The sequence below is a fragment of the Nostoc commune NIES-4072 genome (genome assembly GCF_003113895.1).
Taxonomy (GTDB): domain Bacteria; phylum Cyanobacteriota; class Cyanobacteriia; order Cyanobacteriales; family Nostocaceae; genus Nostoc; species Nostoc commune.
This window is the reverse complement of record NZ_BDUD01000001.1, coordinates 5,233,039-5,247,190: the sequence shown is the minus strand read 5'-3', so window position 1 is coordinate 5,247,190 and position 14,152 is coordinate 5,233,039. Positions and strand designations below refer to the sequence as shown.

At 42.5% G+C, this 14,152-nt stretch carries 12 protein-coding genes and 1 pseudogene; 10 read left to right on the top strand and 3 right to left on the bottom strand.

Annotated elements, in window-relative coordinates; all coding sequences use genetic code 11:
• Positions 1–33: 33 nt before the first annotated feature.
• Entirely contained in the window at positions 34–249 is a 216-nt protein-coding gene (locus CDC33_RS23335; protein WP_109010939.1) for a hypothetical protein, read from the bottom strand.
• A 206-nt stretch (positions 250–455) separates the two neighbouring features.
• Between CDC33_RS23335 and CDC33_RS23330 the strand changes: the two genes are divergently transcribed.
• The 9 genes and pseudogenes from CDC33_RS23330 (at position 456) to cpcF (ending at position 9,982) form a co-directional block, all read left to right on the top strand.
• Positions 456–2,288: a phospholipase D-like domain-containing protein gene (locus CDC33_RS23330; RefSeq protein WP_109010938.1), complete on the top strand. Its 1,833-nt coding sequence runs from the start codon at positions 456–458 to the stop codon at positions 2,286–2,288.
• A 296-nt stretch (positions 2,289–2,584) separates the two neighbouring features.
• On the top strand, positions 2,585–3,724 hold the full coding sequence (gshA, locus tag CDC33_RS23325; protein ID WP_109010937.1) for a glutamate--cysteine ligase: 1,140 nt from the start codon (positions 2,585–2,587) through the stop codon (positions 3,722–3,724).
• Positions 3,725–4,564: 840 nt separating this feature from the next.
• A complete protein-coding gene (gene cpcB / locus CDC33_RS23320; RefSeq protein ID WP_109010936.1) occupies positions 4,565–5,086 on the top strand; it encodes a C-phycocyanin subunit beta in 522 nt (173 codons plus the stop codon).
• Positions 5,087–5,175: 89 nt separating this feature from the next.
• A complete protein-coding gene (gene cpcA / locus CDC33_RS23315; RefSeq protein WP_109010935.1) occupies positions 5,176–5,664 on the top strand; it encodes a C-phycocyanin subunit alpha in 489 nt (162 codons plus the stop codon).
• 420 nt (positions 5,665–6,084) lie between these two features.
• Positions 6,085–6,897, top strand: a complete 813-nt coding sequence (locus CDC33_RS23310) for a phycobilisome linker polypeptide (protein WP_109010934.1) — start codon at positions 6,085–6,087, stop codon at positions 6,895–6,897.
• A gap of 153 nt (positions 6,898–7,050) precedes the next feature.
• The gene (locus CDC33_RS23305; protein ID WP_109010933.1) at positions 7,051–7,920 is read left to right on the top strand and encodes a phycobilisome linker polypeptide; all 870 of its coding nucleotides are present in this window, start codon (positions 7,051–7,053) and stop codon (positions 7,918–7,920) included.
• Positions 7,921–8,002: 82 nt separating this feature from the next.
• Positions 8,003–8,215, top strand: a pseudogene (gene cpcD, locus CDC33_RS23300) (rod-capping linker protein CpcD); the annotation flags it as partial.
• Between the two features lie 25 nt (positions 8,216–8,240).
• The gene (cpcE, locus tag CDC33_RS23295) at positions 8,241–9,083 is read left to right on the top strand and encodes a C-phycocyanin alpha-cysteine-84 phycocyanobilin lyase subunit CpcE (RefSeq protein ID WP_109010931.1); all 843 of its coding nucleotides are present in this window, start codon (positions 8,241–8,243) and stop codon (positions 9,081–9,083) included.
• 170 nt (positions 9,084–9,253) lie between these two features.
• Positions 9,254–9,982, top strand: a complete 729-nt coding sequence (gene cpcF, locus CDC33_RS23290; protein WP_109010930.1) for a C-phycocyanin alpha-cysteine-84 phycocyanobilin lyase subunit CpcF — start codon at positions 9,254–9,256, stop codon at positions 9,980–9,982.
• 108 nt (positions 9,983–10,090) lie between these two features.
• On the opposite strand, the gene CDC33_RS23285 is transcribed toward cpcF, so the two are convergent.
• The gene (locus CDC33_RS23285; RefSeq protein ID WP_109010929.1) at positions 10,091–10,741 is read right to left on the bottom strand and encodes an HD domain-containing protein; all 651 of its coding nucleotides are present in this window, start codon (positions 10,739–10,741) and stop codon (positions 10,091–10,093) included.
• A 63-nt stretch (positions 10,742–10,804) separates the two neighbouring features.
• Complete coding sequence (locus CDC33_RS39010) at positions 10,805–10,969, bottom strand: hypothetical protein (protein WP_181374111.1); 165 nt, start codon at positions 10,967–10,969, stop codon at positions 10,805–10,807.
• Positions 10,970–11,061: 92 nt separating this feature from the next.
• On the opposite strand from CDC33_RS39010, the gene pruA reads away from it, so the two are divergent.
• The gene (gene pruA, locus CDC33_RS23275) at positions 11,062–14,067 is read left to right on the top strand and encodes an L-glutamate gamma-semialdehyde dehydrogenase (protein WP_109010927.1); all 3,006 of its coding nucleotides are present in this window, start codon (positions 11,062–11,064) and stop codon (positions 14,065–14,067) included.
• The last annotated feature ends 85 nt before the right edge of the window (positions 14,068–14,152 follow it).

Genomic DNA, 14,152 nt, shown 5'->3' with positions numbered 1-14,152 from the left:
AATGCCCAATGCCCAATGCCCAATGCCCCATATTTAATCATCCTCAAGCTTCAATAATTGTTCATCAAGATTTTGTATCCGTCCGCACACAATTTCTTCCGAGAGAATTCGCTTCCGGATTGCCTCATTGAGCGCTGCTAATACTAAACCCGTAACATAAGGGATTCGTAATCTCCGTGACAGCAGAGCTACACCTGTAGCAAGCAGCAAGAGAATAATTGAAACTTTGACTAATTGAGTTACATCCACTATTAGCTTCTGAAAAGTTATTTTGACTCTAGTAATGCTACATTAGCAACTTCAGGGTGTGGGTTCGGAACAGGGAATTTCTTCCACTTGACGGAAGAGGCACAGGACAGGGGGCGCTGAGACAAGAAATAAATGCTTAACTGAACTGTATTGGAGTATGTACTCCAATGTTTCAAATATCGTGCGTCTACATGGAGGTTTCGTTGATGTTTCTCGCCTCTTCTGCTAAACCGATTGATGAAAATCTCAAAAAACTGGTAGACGAAATAGAAGCGCAAAGTCCTAGTTTATCAGTTTTAGCAGCGCGTGAATTCCGTTATAGTTTGCGGCAAACTCCTGTAGAAGTAAATATCAAGGAACCCCGCCAGTTTAACGTACTTGAAGAATTTATTATCCGCGCCGCTATTGAATTTCAACCTCCGCCAACAGAGGATGAATTAGCTTCTGTACTTGGGCTTGATTCTGTATTTATAAAAACTACTACTACAACTCTTCGTTCCTTACAAACTCTATCACCAACATCACCACTTACTGTTACTGCTGAAGGTCGCTCATTTTATGAAAAAGGATCTGTACCGCAGCCGCCATATCCTATACAAATTTATGCTATTACAGACCCTTTAAGCAATAAGATAACCTTTCAATCTGAATCCTTAAACGAGACAACGATAACTTTACCTGACTTGGCAGACTTTATCACTATTGATCATACAATTGCTGATATTGCTTCCTTACCTCTTGAGGAAATTCAAAAAAGTATTCAAGCTTCAGGTTTAGCACTTCATGTACCAGAAGAGGGAAAAATTGTAACTTCCTATAGGGTACTAACTTCGACTCAAAAAATCTGGAGAAAAATATCGCTTTTCGTTATCTTTGATGCTCTTGAAGATAAATTGAGCATTCAGATAAGGAATGGAAAGCAAATTTTAGAGTCAGCATCAAATTGGTTAGAACTGCTACATACTGAAGGTAAAATATCTTTGCAAGCATTATGTGAATTATCAACCGAAACCATCAATTTTGAACGTGAAGCCATTCTCAAGCAGAAAAATACCGAAATAGAAGCTAGACTCGAAAAGATTCGCCAAAAGGCGCTAGAAGCTGCCACAAAAGCTACTAGTGATGGAGATAACTATAAAGCTTTAGGTGAAGCCGTACAGTTACGCGATGGACAAATTAGCCTAGCTTTTTCAGAAGTTTTAAATTCGGCTAAAAATCAGATTCTAATTTATTCTCCTTGGGTGAATCAGGCAGTTGTCAATGAAAAATTTATAACTTTATTACAAGAATTAGCTAATCGCGGAGTTTGGATTTTAATTGGACATGGAATTGCGCGGCGACAAGAAGATGAAGATAAACCAATTCCACCAGAACTAGAGAAAAAACTTCGAGCGATCAAAACACCTAATGGTTTACCATCTGTACAGGTTTTTTGGTTGGGAGATTCCCATGTAAAAGAAGTAATAGTTGATAAAAAAATTCATCTTTGCGGATCTCATAACTGGTTATCCTATCGCGGCGATTACCTACCACGAGGTGAGTCAGTTTATAAAGTTACAATTCCACATCAAGTTCAGGAAGCTTATCAATTTCTCGCTAATCGCTTCCAAAATCACGCTGAAAAATTATGGGGAAATGCTTTAGAAAACCGTGATTCTCAACTGGCTGTAGAGTCTTTATGTGTGTGGGGTGCGCTAAATATGGAAGATATTGCACTCAAAGAGATACAGAAAAATAATTGGTTGGAACTTCTGCCTGTATGGTTGAATGTAGCACTACAGGGGTTAAAGTCTAAAAATTTACCAGGTGAATCAGCAAGTTTTCAAGCTGCACTTTCATTGCTGAGTCAAGTTTCTATCGAAGAAGCTTTTATTGAGGAATTGCAACAGGGGTGGCGTAAAGTTATAGGCGCGATCGCAATTAATAATCCCAAAACTGCTTTAAACTTACTTAGTGATGAAGTATGGGCGCAGTTTATCCGCCTCAATATTGCCCAAAAGAGTGATTCACCTGATAAGTTTATTTCGCAACATACCTAAAATAAATCAGGAGTCAGAATACAGAATACAGAATACTCTACTCATAAAGGGATAGAGTTTTAAGGTGAGAATATTTTGATTTTTTTCCTTTTGACTTCCGCCTTGCGGTACTAGTATATTTTTCATGCTTTAGTAGGAAGTAATAATTCTCCAAAAAACAGCGAATAAATCCGTCGTCCTGATTTGGTATGAATTATTAACAAAATGATTCTTAACCTTTGATTGACTTAAAGATAGATCCAGAGATTCGTCTTATTCGATACAATTTATAGGTAGAGAGAGCCGAGGAGAACAAGGTGGTTTTATTAAAAGGCTTTGAGATTGAGATTTACACTGGCACGCCTCAAGGTGAAATCGTTGGTCTCTCCGACAAAATTGTTGCGGATTTGGATGGATTTATGCGAGAGCCAGATAGCCGCAACGTGGAATATATAACCGAACCATCCCATAATTACGAAAATTTATTATGTGCCTTGCTGCGTCCGAGGCGGGTGTTGCGAAACTACCTCAACCGTTTGGGCGATTATACCCTGATACCAGGGAGTACTTTATCTTTGGGTGGGAGCGATCGCTTTCTCCGTTCCGATCCAGCAAATCCCTATCATGACTACATTGAGAACACCTACGGCACAAAAGTAGTCACCGCCAGCGTACATATCAATGTCGGCATCAGCGACCCAGAAGTATTAATGCGGGCCTGTCGGGTAATCCGTATGGAAGCACCTCTATTTCTCGCTCTCAGCGCCTCATCTCCCTTCCTCGATGGCAAAGCTACTGGCTATCACTCCACCCGTTGGGGCCTATTTCCACAAACGCCTAGCCATGTACCGTTATTTGCCAGCCACGCTGATCATATTCAGTGGGTGGAAGATCAACTCCTTACCGGAACAATGCAAAACGTGCGGCATTTATGGGCATCAGTGCGACCAAATGGCGATCGCCGTCCTTATGATCTAAATCGCCTAGAATTGAGAATTTGCGATTTAGTTACAGATCCCATTGCCTTGCTAGCCATTACTGCCTTATTAGAAGCGCGTTTGTTGCAAATAATCGAAAATCCCAGCATCGATCCCTTAACTCAAAGTACCTTTTCTCCCCAAGAACTCGTTACCCTGACTGCTGAGAACGAAGCGGCTGCTGCTACTGGTAGTCTTGATGCTCATTTGAGGCATTGGCAAGATGGTAGAAGTATCCTAGCTAGAGATTGGATTTCTGAAATGTACCAGGATGTTTGGGCGCTCGCTAAACAACAAGGCTTTAATTGTTTCCTTTCCCCTTTGCACAAAATCCTCCGCGAAGGCAATGAAGCTCAACAGTGGTTACAACTACACGCAGTCGGTTTTGACAGCCAGCGCGTCATCACCCAGGCTATTGTCGCCACCCAAGAACGCGAAATCGAACTTGAAAATAAATTGTGTTCATCCCTACTGGCTTAACTCAAGCAGAATTGGGCATGGTGAAGAGAAAAGACATCTGGTGAAAATGAATGTAGAGACGTTGCAATGCAACGTCTCTACAAGGGTTTCAGGTAACGCATAATTAATTTCTGGAGATATTTATTGCAAATCTAGAGCTTCGGCCAGGCTAATAGTTCTAACGTGAATTTGATTGCTCATATTAATGTCTATTCTATCCAATTTGTTCAATCAAAAAACCTCTAAGAAGGTTTTACTACGCAAAACCGTCCCTCTCCGACTCAAAGAGGGACAGACTTGAACTTTAGTTCAAGGCAGGGAGAGGTTTGTCGAACTCACGTTAATTCTAAGTCTGCCGATTGCATAGTTAACTACCTCTATAGACTGCAATTCAAACGCAAACGTAATAGATAGCTTTTAACAAAGGCACGCACTAGGAAGTAGCCAATAATACAGAACTTAAATATGCAATGCCTGCGCTGGGCCACGCCTACACAGGCTTAAACCGATTTGCCAGATATTGATAATCCCATCTTTTAGGGTGTAAAAAGTGTAAAGTTATGTAAATGAAATTAACAAACATAACAATAATTTGTAATAAATAATGACGCTACAGCATTGTATAAAGGTAACTTAGAAGGAAAAAACAACATCTTAATCAGGTTTTCCAGTCGTTCACAGAAGTTTTAAGTTTTTTAACAAAAGTTTTAATCTGAAAGCCTGGAGATCGTAAACTTATTCCGTGGATGTCTGTTTTAAACCTTTCGTAACTCGTCAGGTAGTGCTGACATCAAAACTAAACTGAACTATTCAGTTTTGAGTCCAATTATTCTTAACCAAGCAAACTAGGAGACAAAAGCAATGGTTTTAGATGCATTTGCAAAAGTAATCACGCAAGCTGATGCACGCGGTGAATATCTCAGCGCTGCTCAATTGGACGCTCTAAGTGCCCTCGTTAAAGATGGCAACAAGCGTGCAGATACCGTAAACCGGATTACCAGCAACTCTTCAGCAATTGTTGCCAATGCAGCTCGCGCTTTGTTCGCAGAACAACCTCAGTTGATTGCTCCTGGTGGTAATGCTTACACTAGCCGCCGAAATGCTGCTTGCTTGCGCGACATGGAAATCATCCTACGCTATGTCACTTATGCAATCTTTGCTGGTGATGCAAGTGTATTAGATGATCGTTGTTTGAACGGTCTGCGCGAAACCTACTTGGCTCTAGGAACTCCTGGTGCTTCAGTAGCAGTTGGCGTACAAAAAATGAAGGACGCAGCTTTGGCTCTTGTTAACGACCCCAATAATATCACTAGAGGCGATTGCAGCGCTATATCATCTGAAGTTGCTAGCTACTTTGATCGTGCAGCCGCAGCAGTAGGTTAAACTAAACCCGCTTTAAGACTATTGACTGACTACTGTCAGTTAGACAAAACAAATTTCAACAAGATTGTAAATAGGGAGATACTAAACCCATGAAGACACCTCTTACCGAAGCAGTTGCAGCCGCAGATTCTCAAGGTCGCTTTCTTTCCAGCACCGAACTTCAAGTCGCTTTTGGTCGTTTCCGTCAAGCTCCTGCTAGCATGGAAGCAGCAAAAAGCTTGACTGCTAATGCCCAACGTTTGACAGAAGGCGCAGCTCAAGCGGTGTACAACAAGTTCCCCTACACCACTCAACAACAAGGTCCTAACTTCGCTTCTACCAACACTGGTAAAGAAAAGTGTGCGCGTGACATCGGCTACTACTTGCGGATTGTTACCTACTCTTTAGTTGTGGGTGGTACAGGCCCCTTGGATGACTTCTTGATTTCTGGTTTAGCTGAAATCAACCGCACCTTTGATCTATCTCCCAGCTGGTACGTTGAAGCTCTCAAGTACATCAAGGCTAACCACGGTTTAAGTGGCGACCCTGCTGTAGAAGCTAATTCCTACATCGACTACGCAATTAACGCTCTAAGCTAAAGAGTGTATTTAGCCCGGAAAGGAAAACAAGCTCTGTTAGCAAATAGCTAGGAGTTGGTTTACCTTTCTGGGCAGTTTTATTTTCAAAAGACTGTTAAAGAAGAATGCAGAATTAGGAACACAGAATTTAGAAATCTTTGAGTGTGGGATTCAGACCCACCACTACTAAAATTGACTACTAATGCATATTTAGGGTGGTGTTTCACCGTTGATTCAGACGCTTCTGGATTCTTTTATGGTGCGTTATCCACCAGTGGTCACTGAGGCTGTTGTACTACTTCCCTTCGGGACGCTACGTAGAAGTGTCGCATAGATTTAAATTCTGGCTCTTGACTCTTGAATTCTTTCTTTTTAAAAGACTAGAAAAAAAATTTTCTAAAAAGTTTTCAGTTTTCCAGTTAAAACTGAGGAGGTTTAAAGATGTCAGCTTTGGGACAAGCAGCAAGGCTAGGAATTGGAGCCTTTGAAAACTCAGGACTGGCAGAACTACGTCTTGATAGAACACAAACGGATGTGGAAGTTATCATCCGGGCAGCTTACCGTCAGGTTTTGGGTAATGAATACCTAATGGAATCAGAGCGTCTTGTCAGTGCTGAATCACTATTGCAGCAAGGCGAGATTTCAGTTAGGGGATTTGTGCTAGCCATTGCTCAGTCGGAACTCTATCGGAATAAGTTTTTCCATTCAAACTCGCAAACTCGCTTTATCGAGTTGAATTATAAGCATTTATTGGGTCGCGCCCCAGAAGATGAGTCAGAGATTTCGTACCACGTTGAGCTTTACAACTCACAAGGTTACGAAGCTGAGATTAACTCATACATTGACTCACTAGAATATCAAGAAAGCTTTGGCGAAAACATAGTACCATACTATCGTGGCTTTAATAGCCCAGTAGGGCAGAAAAACGTTGGCTATAGCCGACTTTTCCAACTGTATCGGGGTTATGCCAATAGCGATCGCGCTCAAGGCAAAAAACAAGGGCGCCTAACTTGGGAAGTAGCTAAAAATCTAGCTTCACCCATCTACCCAGTCTCTACAGGAGCCTTAACGGGCCTCTCATCAGGTGGGAGAGGAGAAACCTACCGAATTAGGGTACTACAAGCAGCTTCTCCAAACTCATCTGTAGTGCGGCGGGGTAGTGCAGAATTTCTCGTACCCTACGAACAACTTTCTAGCAAGTTGCAGCAGCTTAATCGTAAGGGCAGCAAGGTGATTAGCATCACAGCTGTATAAATTAGGGAATCGGGAATTAAGTGAGGAGTTAAGAGTTAGGAGTTAGGAGTGAGGAGTTATGAATTTTGAATTCCTAACTTTACCGCTACTTTTAACTCTTAACTACTAACTCCTAACTTTTCCCAAATACCAATTACAAAAGGAAAATTACCAATGGCTATTACAACAGCAGCATCCCGTTTGGGAACAGAAGCTTTTAGTGATAATGCTCCTGTAGAATTGCGCCCAAATGCAACTAAAGAAGATATAGAGCAGGTAATTGCTGCCGTCTATCGTCAGCTGTTGGGCAACGATTACTTAATGAAATCTGAGCGTCTTACAAGTGCTGAATCTATTCTGCGCGATGGGAAAAGTACAGTACAAGAGTTTGTGCGTCAAGTAGCTAAATCAGAACTGTACAAATCCAAGTTTTTCTACAACAGTTTTCAAACTCGCGTAATTGAACTGAACTACAAACATTTGTTGGGCCGCGCTCCCTATGATGAGTCTGAGGTAGTCTATCACTTAGACTTATATCAAACCAAGGGATATGAAGCCGATATTGATTCTTATATTGATTCGGCAGAATATCAAAGTAGCTTTGGTGAAAATATTGTGCCTTTCTATCGCGGCTTTGAAACCCAAACAGGTCAAAAAACTGTCGGATTTAGCCGGATATTCCAACTTTATCGCGGCTATGCCAGCAGCGATACCTCCCAACTTAAAGGTAATTCCTCTCGCCTTGCCGTTGAACTAGGTCGCAACAGTGCATCTGTTGTTGTTCCTCCATCTGGTGGCCCTTCCGGCTTTTCCTACGTTGCTCCTGAAAAAGGCGTTACCCCCAACAGTACTTTTGGTGGTGCAGGAACTTTTGGTCAAGAAGGCAGACTCTACCGCATTGAAGTGGCAGGCGTTTTTGGAGCTGGGTATCCTAGCACACGCCGGGTCAATCAAGCTGTGATTATACCTTATGAAGGACTATCTGCTTACTTCCAGAGAGTGGTAAAACAAGGTGGCAAAATCGCTAGTGTGAAACCACTTTAGTGTCATTAGTCATTAGTCATTGGTCATTAATTACAGACCAAGGACTAATGAAAACTTTAATTTATAAATTTGGAATTGAGTTATGCTTGGACAAATTAATGGTAGAACTAGTAACCGCACCTTCCGCTATGAAGTAGTCGGTCTGCGCCAAAGCGAAGAAACAGAAAAAGTCAGCTATCCCATTCGTTCTAGTGGCAGTGTGTTTATCACAGTACCTGAGAACCGGATGAATCAGGAAATGCAGCGCATTACTCGCTTGGGTGGCAAAATAGTCAGCATTCAGCCATTGAACGCTGATACAACACATAGCGAACACAACCATGAATCCCAGTCTGGAGAACATTAAAGATTTGTCAGTGACAGTTGACAATGCCGACGGTGGATCTTTAACTGTAGAGCAGGCTCTAGCTAATCTTGAAAGTGCAGATTTAGGCCTGCGATTTTATGCTGCCTGGTGGTTGGGCAGGTTTCGTATAAATGAACCAGCTGCGGTTACAGCACTGATCAAAGCCTTAGAGGATGAAGCCGACAGGACACCAGAAGGCGGATATCCTCTGCGACGAAACGCAGCTAGAGCATTAGGGAAACTTGGCGATCGCCAGGCAGTATCACCTCTGATTAAGTGTTTAGACTGCTCAGATTTTTATGTACGGGAAGCGGCGGTACAATCCTTAGAAATGCTGGGCGATCCGGTTTGTATTCCGGCCCTAATCAAGCTATTAGCAGTAGGTTTGCAGGGAGAGCAGCTCATATCACAGCCTGATTTATCTCAACCCTACGACGCCATCTTAGAAGCTTTAGGAACATTGAGGGCGACTGAATTTGCCCCTTTGGTAAAGGCATTCTTAGAACATCCGATTGAATTGGTGCAATATTCGGCTGCACGAGCCATGTATCAATTAACCCAAGAACCAGTTTATGGAGAACGCCTGGTAAAAGCTCTGGCGGGAGAGAAATTGCAATTGCGTCGAGCAGTGTTAGCAGATTTAGGAGCGATTGGATATCTACCCGCAGCAGATGCGATCGCACAGACTCTTGCTGAAAATAGCCTCAAGCTAATTTCTCTTAAAGGATTACTAGAACATCAAGTAAATCACATAACACCAAGCACTTTTTCAGAAGGTGCGATTAAAGTGATAAATTTGATGGACTCGCTATTGTAGTCATAAATTCTAGATAATCAGTTGTTATTAATACGTTACAACCAAATTTTTATTACACATCAACCCCCAAGCTAACTGCAAAATCAAAGCTAGGGGGTTTATGTATGATGTCAACTACGGATAGCTTAAGCTACAATTGGCTGACGACTCATTACTGAAGAAGAATTATTATGAATAACAGCGATCTGGCCCAAATATTGATCCGTGCTGTAGAAGAAGCAGATTCCTCGGATCGGTTATTAGACGCAGTTCAGGAGTTAGCAGCATGTGGTATGGAAGAAGGTGTTCCTACACTAATTGCAGCTTTGGGCTACAACAATCCGGGGGCAGCAGTGGCGGCGGTAGATGGGCTGATTGCGATCGGGGAAGCCGCAGTACAGCCACTATTACAACTAATTGATGGCTACAACTATGGTGCTAGAGCCTGGGCTATTCGTGCCTTAGCGGGAATTGGCGATGTCCGGGCGCTGGATACCTTGTTAGAGGCAGCAAAGAGCGATTTCTCTCTGAGTGTGCGGCGGGCAGCTGCTAGGGGATTAGGCACTTTGCGCTGGCAGCAAGTACCGCCAGAGAAACTAGAATCTCTTCAGACTCAGGTATTAGAGGCGCTATTACTAATTTCTCAAGATCCAGAGTGGGTAGTACGCTATGCAGCAGTGACGAGTTTAGAAACACTAGCAATTGCCATAGCAGTCACTTTACCCGATCAAGCATCGCGGATTAAAAATCAGCTTCAGCACATGCTCGATACAGATGTTGATCTTGGAGTTCGTACCCGTGTCAAGTTTGCACAGGAAAAAATTCAGCCGCAACAGTTGCAACAACATCAAGAAGTCTTTGCACCTAGAATAAAGCTACAAGACACTGATGTAGCTCATCGTGGCGATGGCAGACGGTAAGAAATTCAAAATTTCTAGCCGATTCCAATTTAAAATACAAGTTTGTCGTAGGGGTGCATAGCTGTGCGCCCCTACTGTGTTTTACATATAAATGAGAACGCTGTAAAACTAATCAGACAATAAAGACTGAATTTCCCCCTGGATATTGCCACGGGCAGATGGTTCGGCGAACTCTGACATTAAAGGCGTAAAGTAGATATGCGATCGCTGTAAAAATCGTTCTAAAACCTGCTGACGACCTGTGATATAATCCGCCTCTGCCATCCAGCCATATTCCTGGCGAATGGCATGGGCGTATTCTCTATACTGGACTTGGTTAGTAGCCAAAATCGCTAAATCGGCATCAAGTAGAACTTGGCTATCATAGTCATCCACCGCAGCTTGGTGGTCTTTAGTATTCAGAATTATACGAGTGACAATAGTTATAGTACTTTCTGGAATACCCAAATTACTCAGCAGATCAAAAGCATAGTCTGCACTTCGTTGTTCATTATCTTGAGCTTGAGTGTCATATACTACATCATGAAACCAGGCAGCTAGTTGAACAGCAGCTAGATTAGTGGTGTAGCCTTGCAAAATCTGAATTGTTTTGAAGACGCGATCGATGTGTTTCAGTGTATGGTAATAGCGACCAGGGGTAGAGTAAGCTGCAACCAAGTCATTAAAAGCTTTCTCAGCCGCTACCTGGTCAACACCAAAGGGTTGGAGTGTGTGTTGCCAGTTAGAAAATAAGATATGCGTAAGGTTTTCTGTAGGCATAAACGTAGTATTCACACTCTTAATATGACTGAGCTAATCTCTTATGTTGCAACATCTGTCTAATCAAATTAGAAATAGATCAACAAAAGGATAACACTTGTTATTGAATTGGGCATTGGGCATTGGGCATTGGGCATTGGGGAAAGAATTCTTATAACTCCAAACTCCAAACTCCAAACTCCAAACTCTTAACTCCAAACTCCAAACTCCTAACTCCCCACTCCCCACTCCCCACTCCCCAGTTGATATATGAAAGCGTCAAAATAGAAGACACAGGCTTTGTACAAAAAGCCTTGCCTTAATTAAGGAGTTTATTATCAGTGGTATTACAAGTACAGACAAGCACCTACGAAGCTAAAACCCAAGAAATTGCTAAACAACTTCTAGCAGCAACGTCCGAAAATCGTTCGTTTTTTTCTTCCCTGCGCGATCAAATGCGCTGGGATGATAAATTACTAGCTTGGGCAATGAGTAATCCTGGGTTACGGGTGCAACTATTTCGCTTTATAGATACGCTACCTGCTTTACACAGTAAATCAGAAATTGCCTCACATTTACAAGAATATTTAGGAGATGAATCTGTAGAATTACCGGCAGCTTTGAAGGGAATGCTAAACTTTGCTAACCCCGATTCGATGCCAGGACAAGTTGCTGCTACAACCGTTGGTACAGCCGTTGAAACTCTTGCTCATAAATATATTTCTGGGGAAAATATTAAACAAGTCATCAAAACAGTTGAACGATTAAGAAAAGAGAAAATGGCTTTCACCATCGATTTACTTGGTGAAGCAGTAATTACCGAAGCCGAAGCGCAGTCTTATCTAGAACGCTATCTAGAATTAATGCAACAATTGGTAGAAGCATCGAAGAATTGGGCAGCTATCCCAGCTATTGATGAGGCTGATGGCGAAGCGATACCAAAAGTTCAGGTTTCTGTTAAGTTAACGGCGTTTTATTCCCAATTTGACCCATTAGATGCTAAAGGTAGTGAAGAGCGAGTTAGCGATCGCATTCGGATTCTCTTACGTCGTGCTAAAGAATTAGGTGCAGCTGTCCATTTTGATATGGAACAGTATGCCTATAAAGACATAACTCTTAGTATCCTGAAAAAACTGCTCTTAGAAGAAGAGTTTCGGCAACGCACAGATGTTGGCATAACCATCCAAGCATATCTGCGTGATAGCGAGCAAGATACTGAAGACGTAATTTCCTGGTTGAAAGAACGTGGCTATCCCCTGACAATCCGCTTGGTAAAAGGCGCATATTGGGATCAGGAAACTATCAAAGCAGCGCAGAAGCATTGGCCACAGCCAGTTTACAACGACAAAGCGGCAACTGATGCTAACTTTGAAACCATCACTCAGTTATTGCTAGAAAATCATCAATATGTTTATTCTGCCATTGGTAGCCATAATGTGCGATCGCACTCTCGCGCCATTGCCATAGCTGAAAGTTTAAATGTCTCCCGCCGTCGCTTTGAATTACAAGTCCTCTACGGTATGGGTGATAAAGTTGCCAAGGCGTTGGTTGACAAGGGTTATCGGGTGAGAGTTTACTGTCCCTACGGTGAATTATTACCTGGAATGGCGTATTTAATTCGTCGGTTGTTGGAAAATACAGCTAATAGTTCTTTTTTACGGCAAAATCTCGAAAATCGACCGATTGAAGAATTATTAGCGCCGCCGATTGTCAAAGAGGAAAAAAACTCTTTAACTCCTAACTCCTCACTCCTAACTCCAAACTCCATTTCTAACTCTCATTTCCTCGGTGCTGCTGATACTGATTATGCTGAGGAAGAGGTGAGAACGAAGGCGACGCAAGCTTTCCAAAGCGTTCGTCAAGAACTTGGTAAAACTTATTTACCCTTAATTAATGGCGAGTATGTTAATCCGCCGGAATTTGTTAATTCTCTCAATCCTTCTAATTTCAGTGAGGTAGTTGGTAAGGTTGGGTTGATTAGCGTTGAACAAGCAGAACAAGCAATGCAAGCTGCCAAAGCTGCCTTTCCTGGGTGGCGGAAAACACCAGCTAAACAACGCGCTGATATTTTGCGGAAAGCGGGTGATTTGATGGAACTCCGCCGCGCTGAACTTTCAGCTTGGATAGTGTTGGAAGTTGGGAAACCTGTTAAGGAAGCTGATGGAGAGGTTTCGGAAGCGATAGATTTCTGTCGTTACTACGCTGATGAGATAGAAAGGTTAGATAAAGGTGTGAATTACGACATACCTGGCGAAAATAATCATTATATTTACCAACCACGCGGTATTGCTGTTGTGATTTCTCCCTGGAATTTTCCGCTAGCGATCGCTTGTGGAATGACTGTCGCAGCTTTAGTTTCAGGCAATTGCACTCTCCTAAAACCTGCGGAAACATCTTCTGTGATTGCAGCTAAACTTACAGAAATCTTAGTAGATGCTGGTTTTCCTAAAGGTGTATTTCAATACGTACCTGGCAAAGGTTCGCAAGTCGGCGCTTATTTGGTAAATCATCCAGATACTCATATAATTGCTTTTACGGGTTCCCAAGAAGTAGGCTGTAGAATTTACGCAGAGGCGGCAATCTTAAAACCCGGACAAAAGCACATGAAACGGGTGATTGCTGAAATGGGTGGCAAGAATGCCATTATTGTCGATGAAAGTGCTGATTTAGACCAAGCTGTTGTGGGGGTAGTGCAGTCGGCATTTGGTTACAGTGGACAAAAATGTTCTGCTGCTTCCAGAGTGATTGTGCTGCAACCGATTTATGATGCCTTTGTGCAACGGTTGGTGGAAGCGACAAAATCCTTGAACATTGGAGAAGCAGAGTTACCAAGTACACAAGTTGGGCCAGTAATTGATGCTAATGCCCGCGATCGCATCCGCGAGTATATTGAGAAGGGTAAGGCAGAAGCACAATTAGCCTTGGAATTACCAGCACCCAAACAAGGATATTTTGTCGGCCCAGTCATCTTTAGTGAAGTATCGCCAAATGCGGTAATTTCCCAGGAAGAAATTTTTGGCCCTGTGCTGGCGGTAATTCGAGTCAAAGATTTCCAAGAAGCGTTAGCAGTTGCCAACGGTACAAACTTTGCTTTAACTGGAGGACTTTATTCTAGAACACCTTCGCACATTCAGCAGGCGCAGGAAGAGTTTGAAGTTGGGAATTTGTACATCAACCGTAATATTACAGGAGCGATCGTAGGGCGGCAACCCTTTGGTGGATTCAAACTTTCTGGAGTCGGTTCTAAAGCAGGCGGCCCTGATTACCTCTTGCAATTCCTCGAACCACGCGCGGTGACAGAAAATATTCAACGCCAAGGTTTTGCACCAATTGAAGGTGCTGAGTGAACTAATTCGCAATGATGCTCTCTACAAGACGCTAAAAGCAAACGCAATTACGTTTTGTAATGGGGATCTAACCCCGATATAAAAC

Excerpts from the sequence above, each read along its gene's own strand:
- cpcF (WP_109010930.1), top strand. The coding sequence starts at position 9,254 with ATGAATAACAGCGATCTGGCCCAAATATTGATCCGTGCTGTAGAAGAA.
- CDC33_RS23310 (WP_109010934.1), top strand. The coding sequence starts at position 6,085 with ATGTCAGCTTTGGGACAAGCAGCAAGGCTAGGAATTGGAGCCTTTGAA.
- cpcA (WP_109010935.1), top strand. The coding sequence starts at position 5,176 with ATGAAGACACCTCTTACCGAAGCAGTTGCAGCCGCAGATTCTCAAGGT.
- cpcB (WP_109010936.1), top strand. The coding sequence starts at position 4,565 with ATGGTTTTAGATGCATTTGCAAAAGTAATCACGCAAGCTGATGCACGC.
- CDC33_RS23285 (WP_109010929.1), bottom strand. The coding sequence starts at position 10,741 with ATGCCTACAGAAAACCTTACGCATATCTTATTTTCTAACTGGCAACAC.
- CDC33_RS23305 (WP_109010933.1), top strand. The coding sequence starts at position 7,051 with ATGGCTATTACAACAGCAGCATCCCGTTTGGGAACAGAAGCTTTTAGT.
- cpcE (WP_109010931.1), top strand. The coding sequence starts at position 8,241 with ATGAATCCCAGTCTGGAGAACATTAAAGATTTGTCAGTGACAGTTGAC.
- CDC33_RS23330 (WP_109010938.1), top strand. The coding sequence starts at position 456 with ATGTTTCTCGCCTCTTCTGCTAAACCGATTGATGAAAATCTCAAAAAA.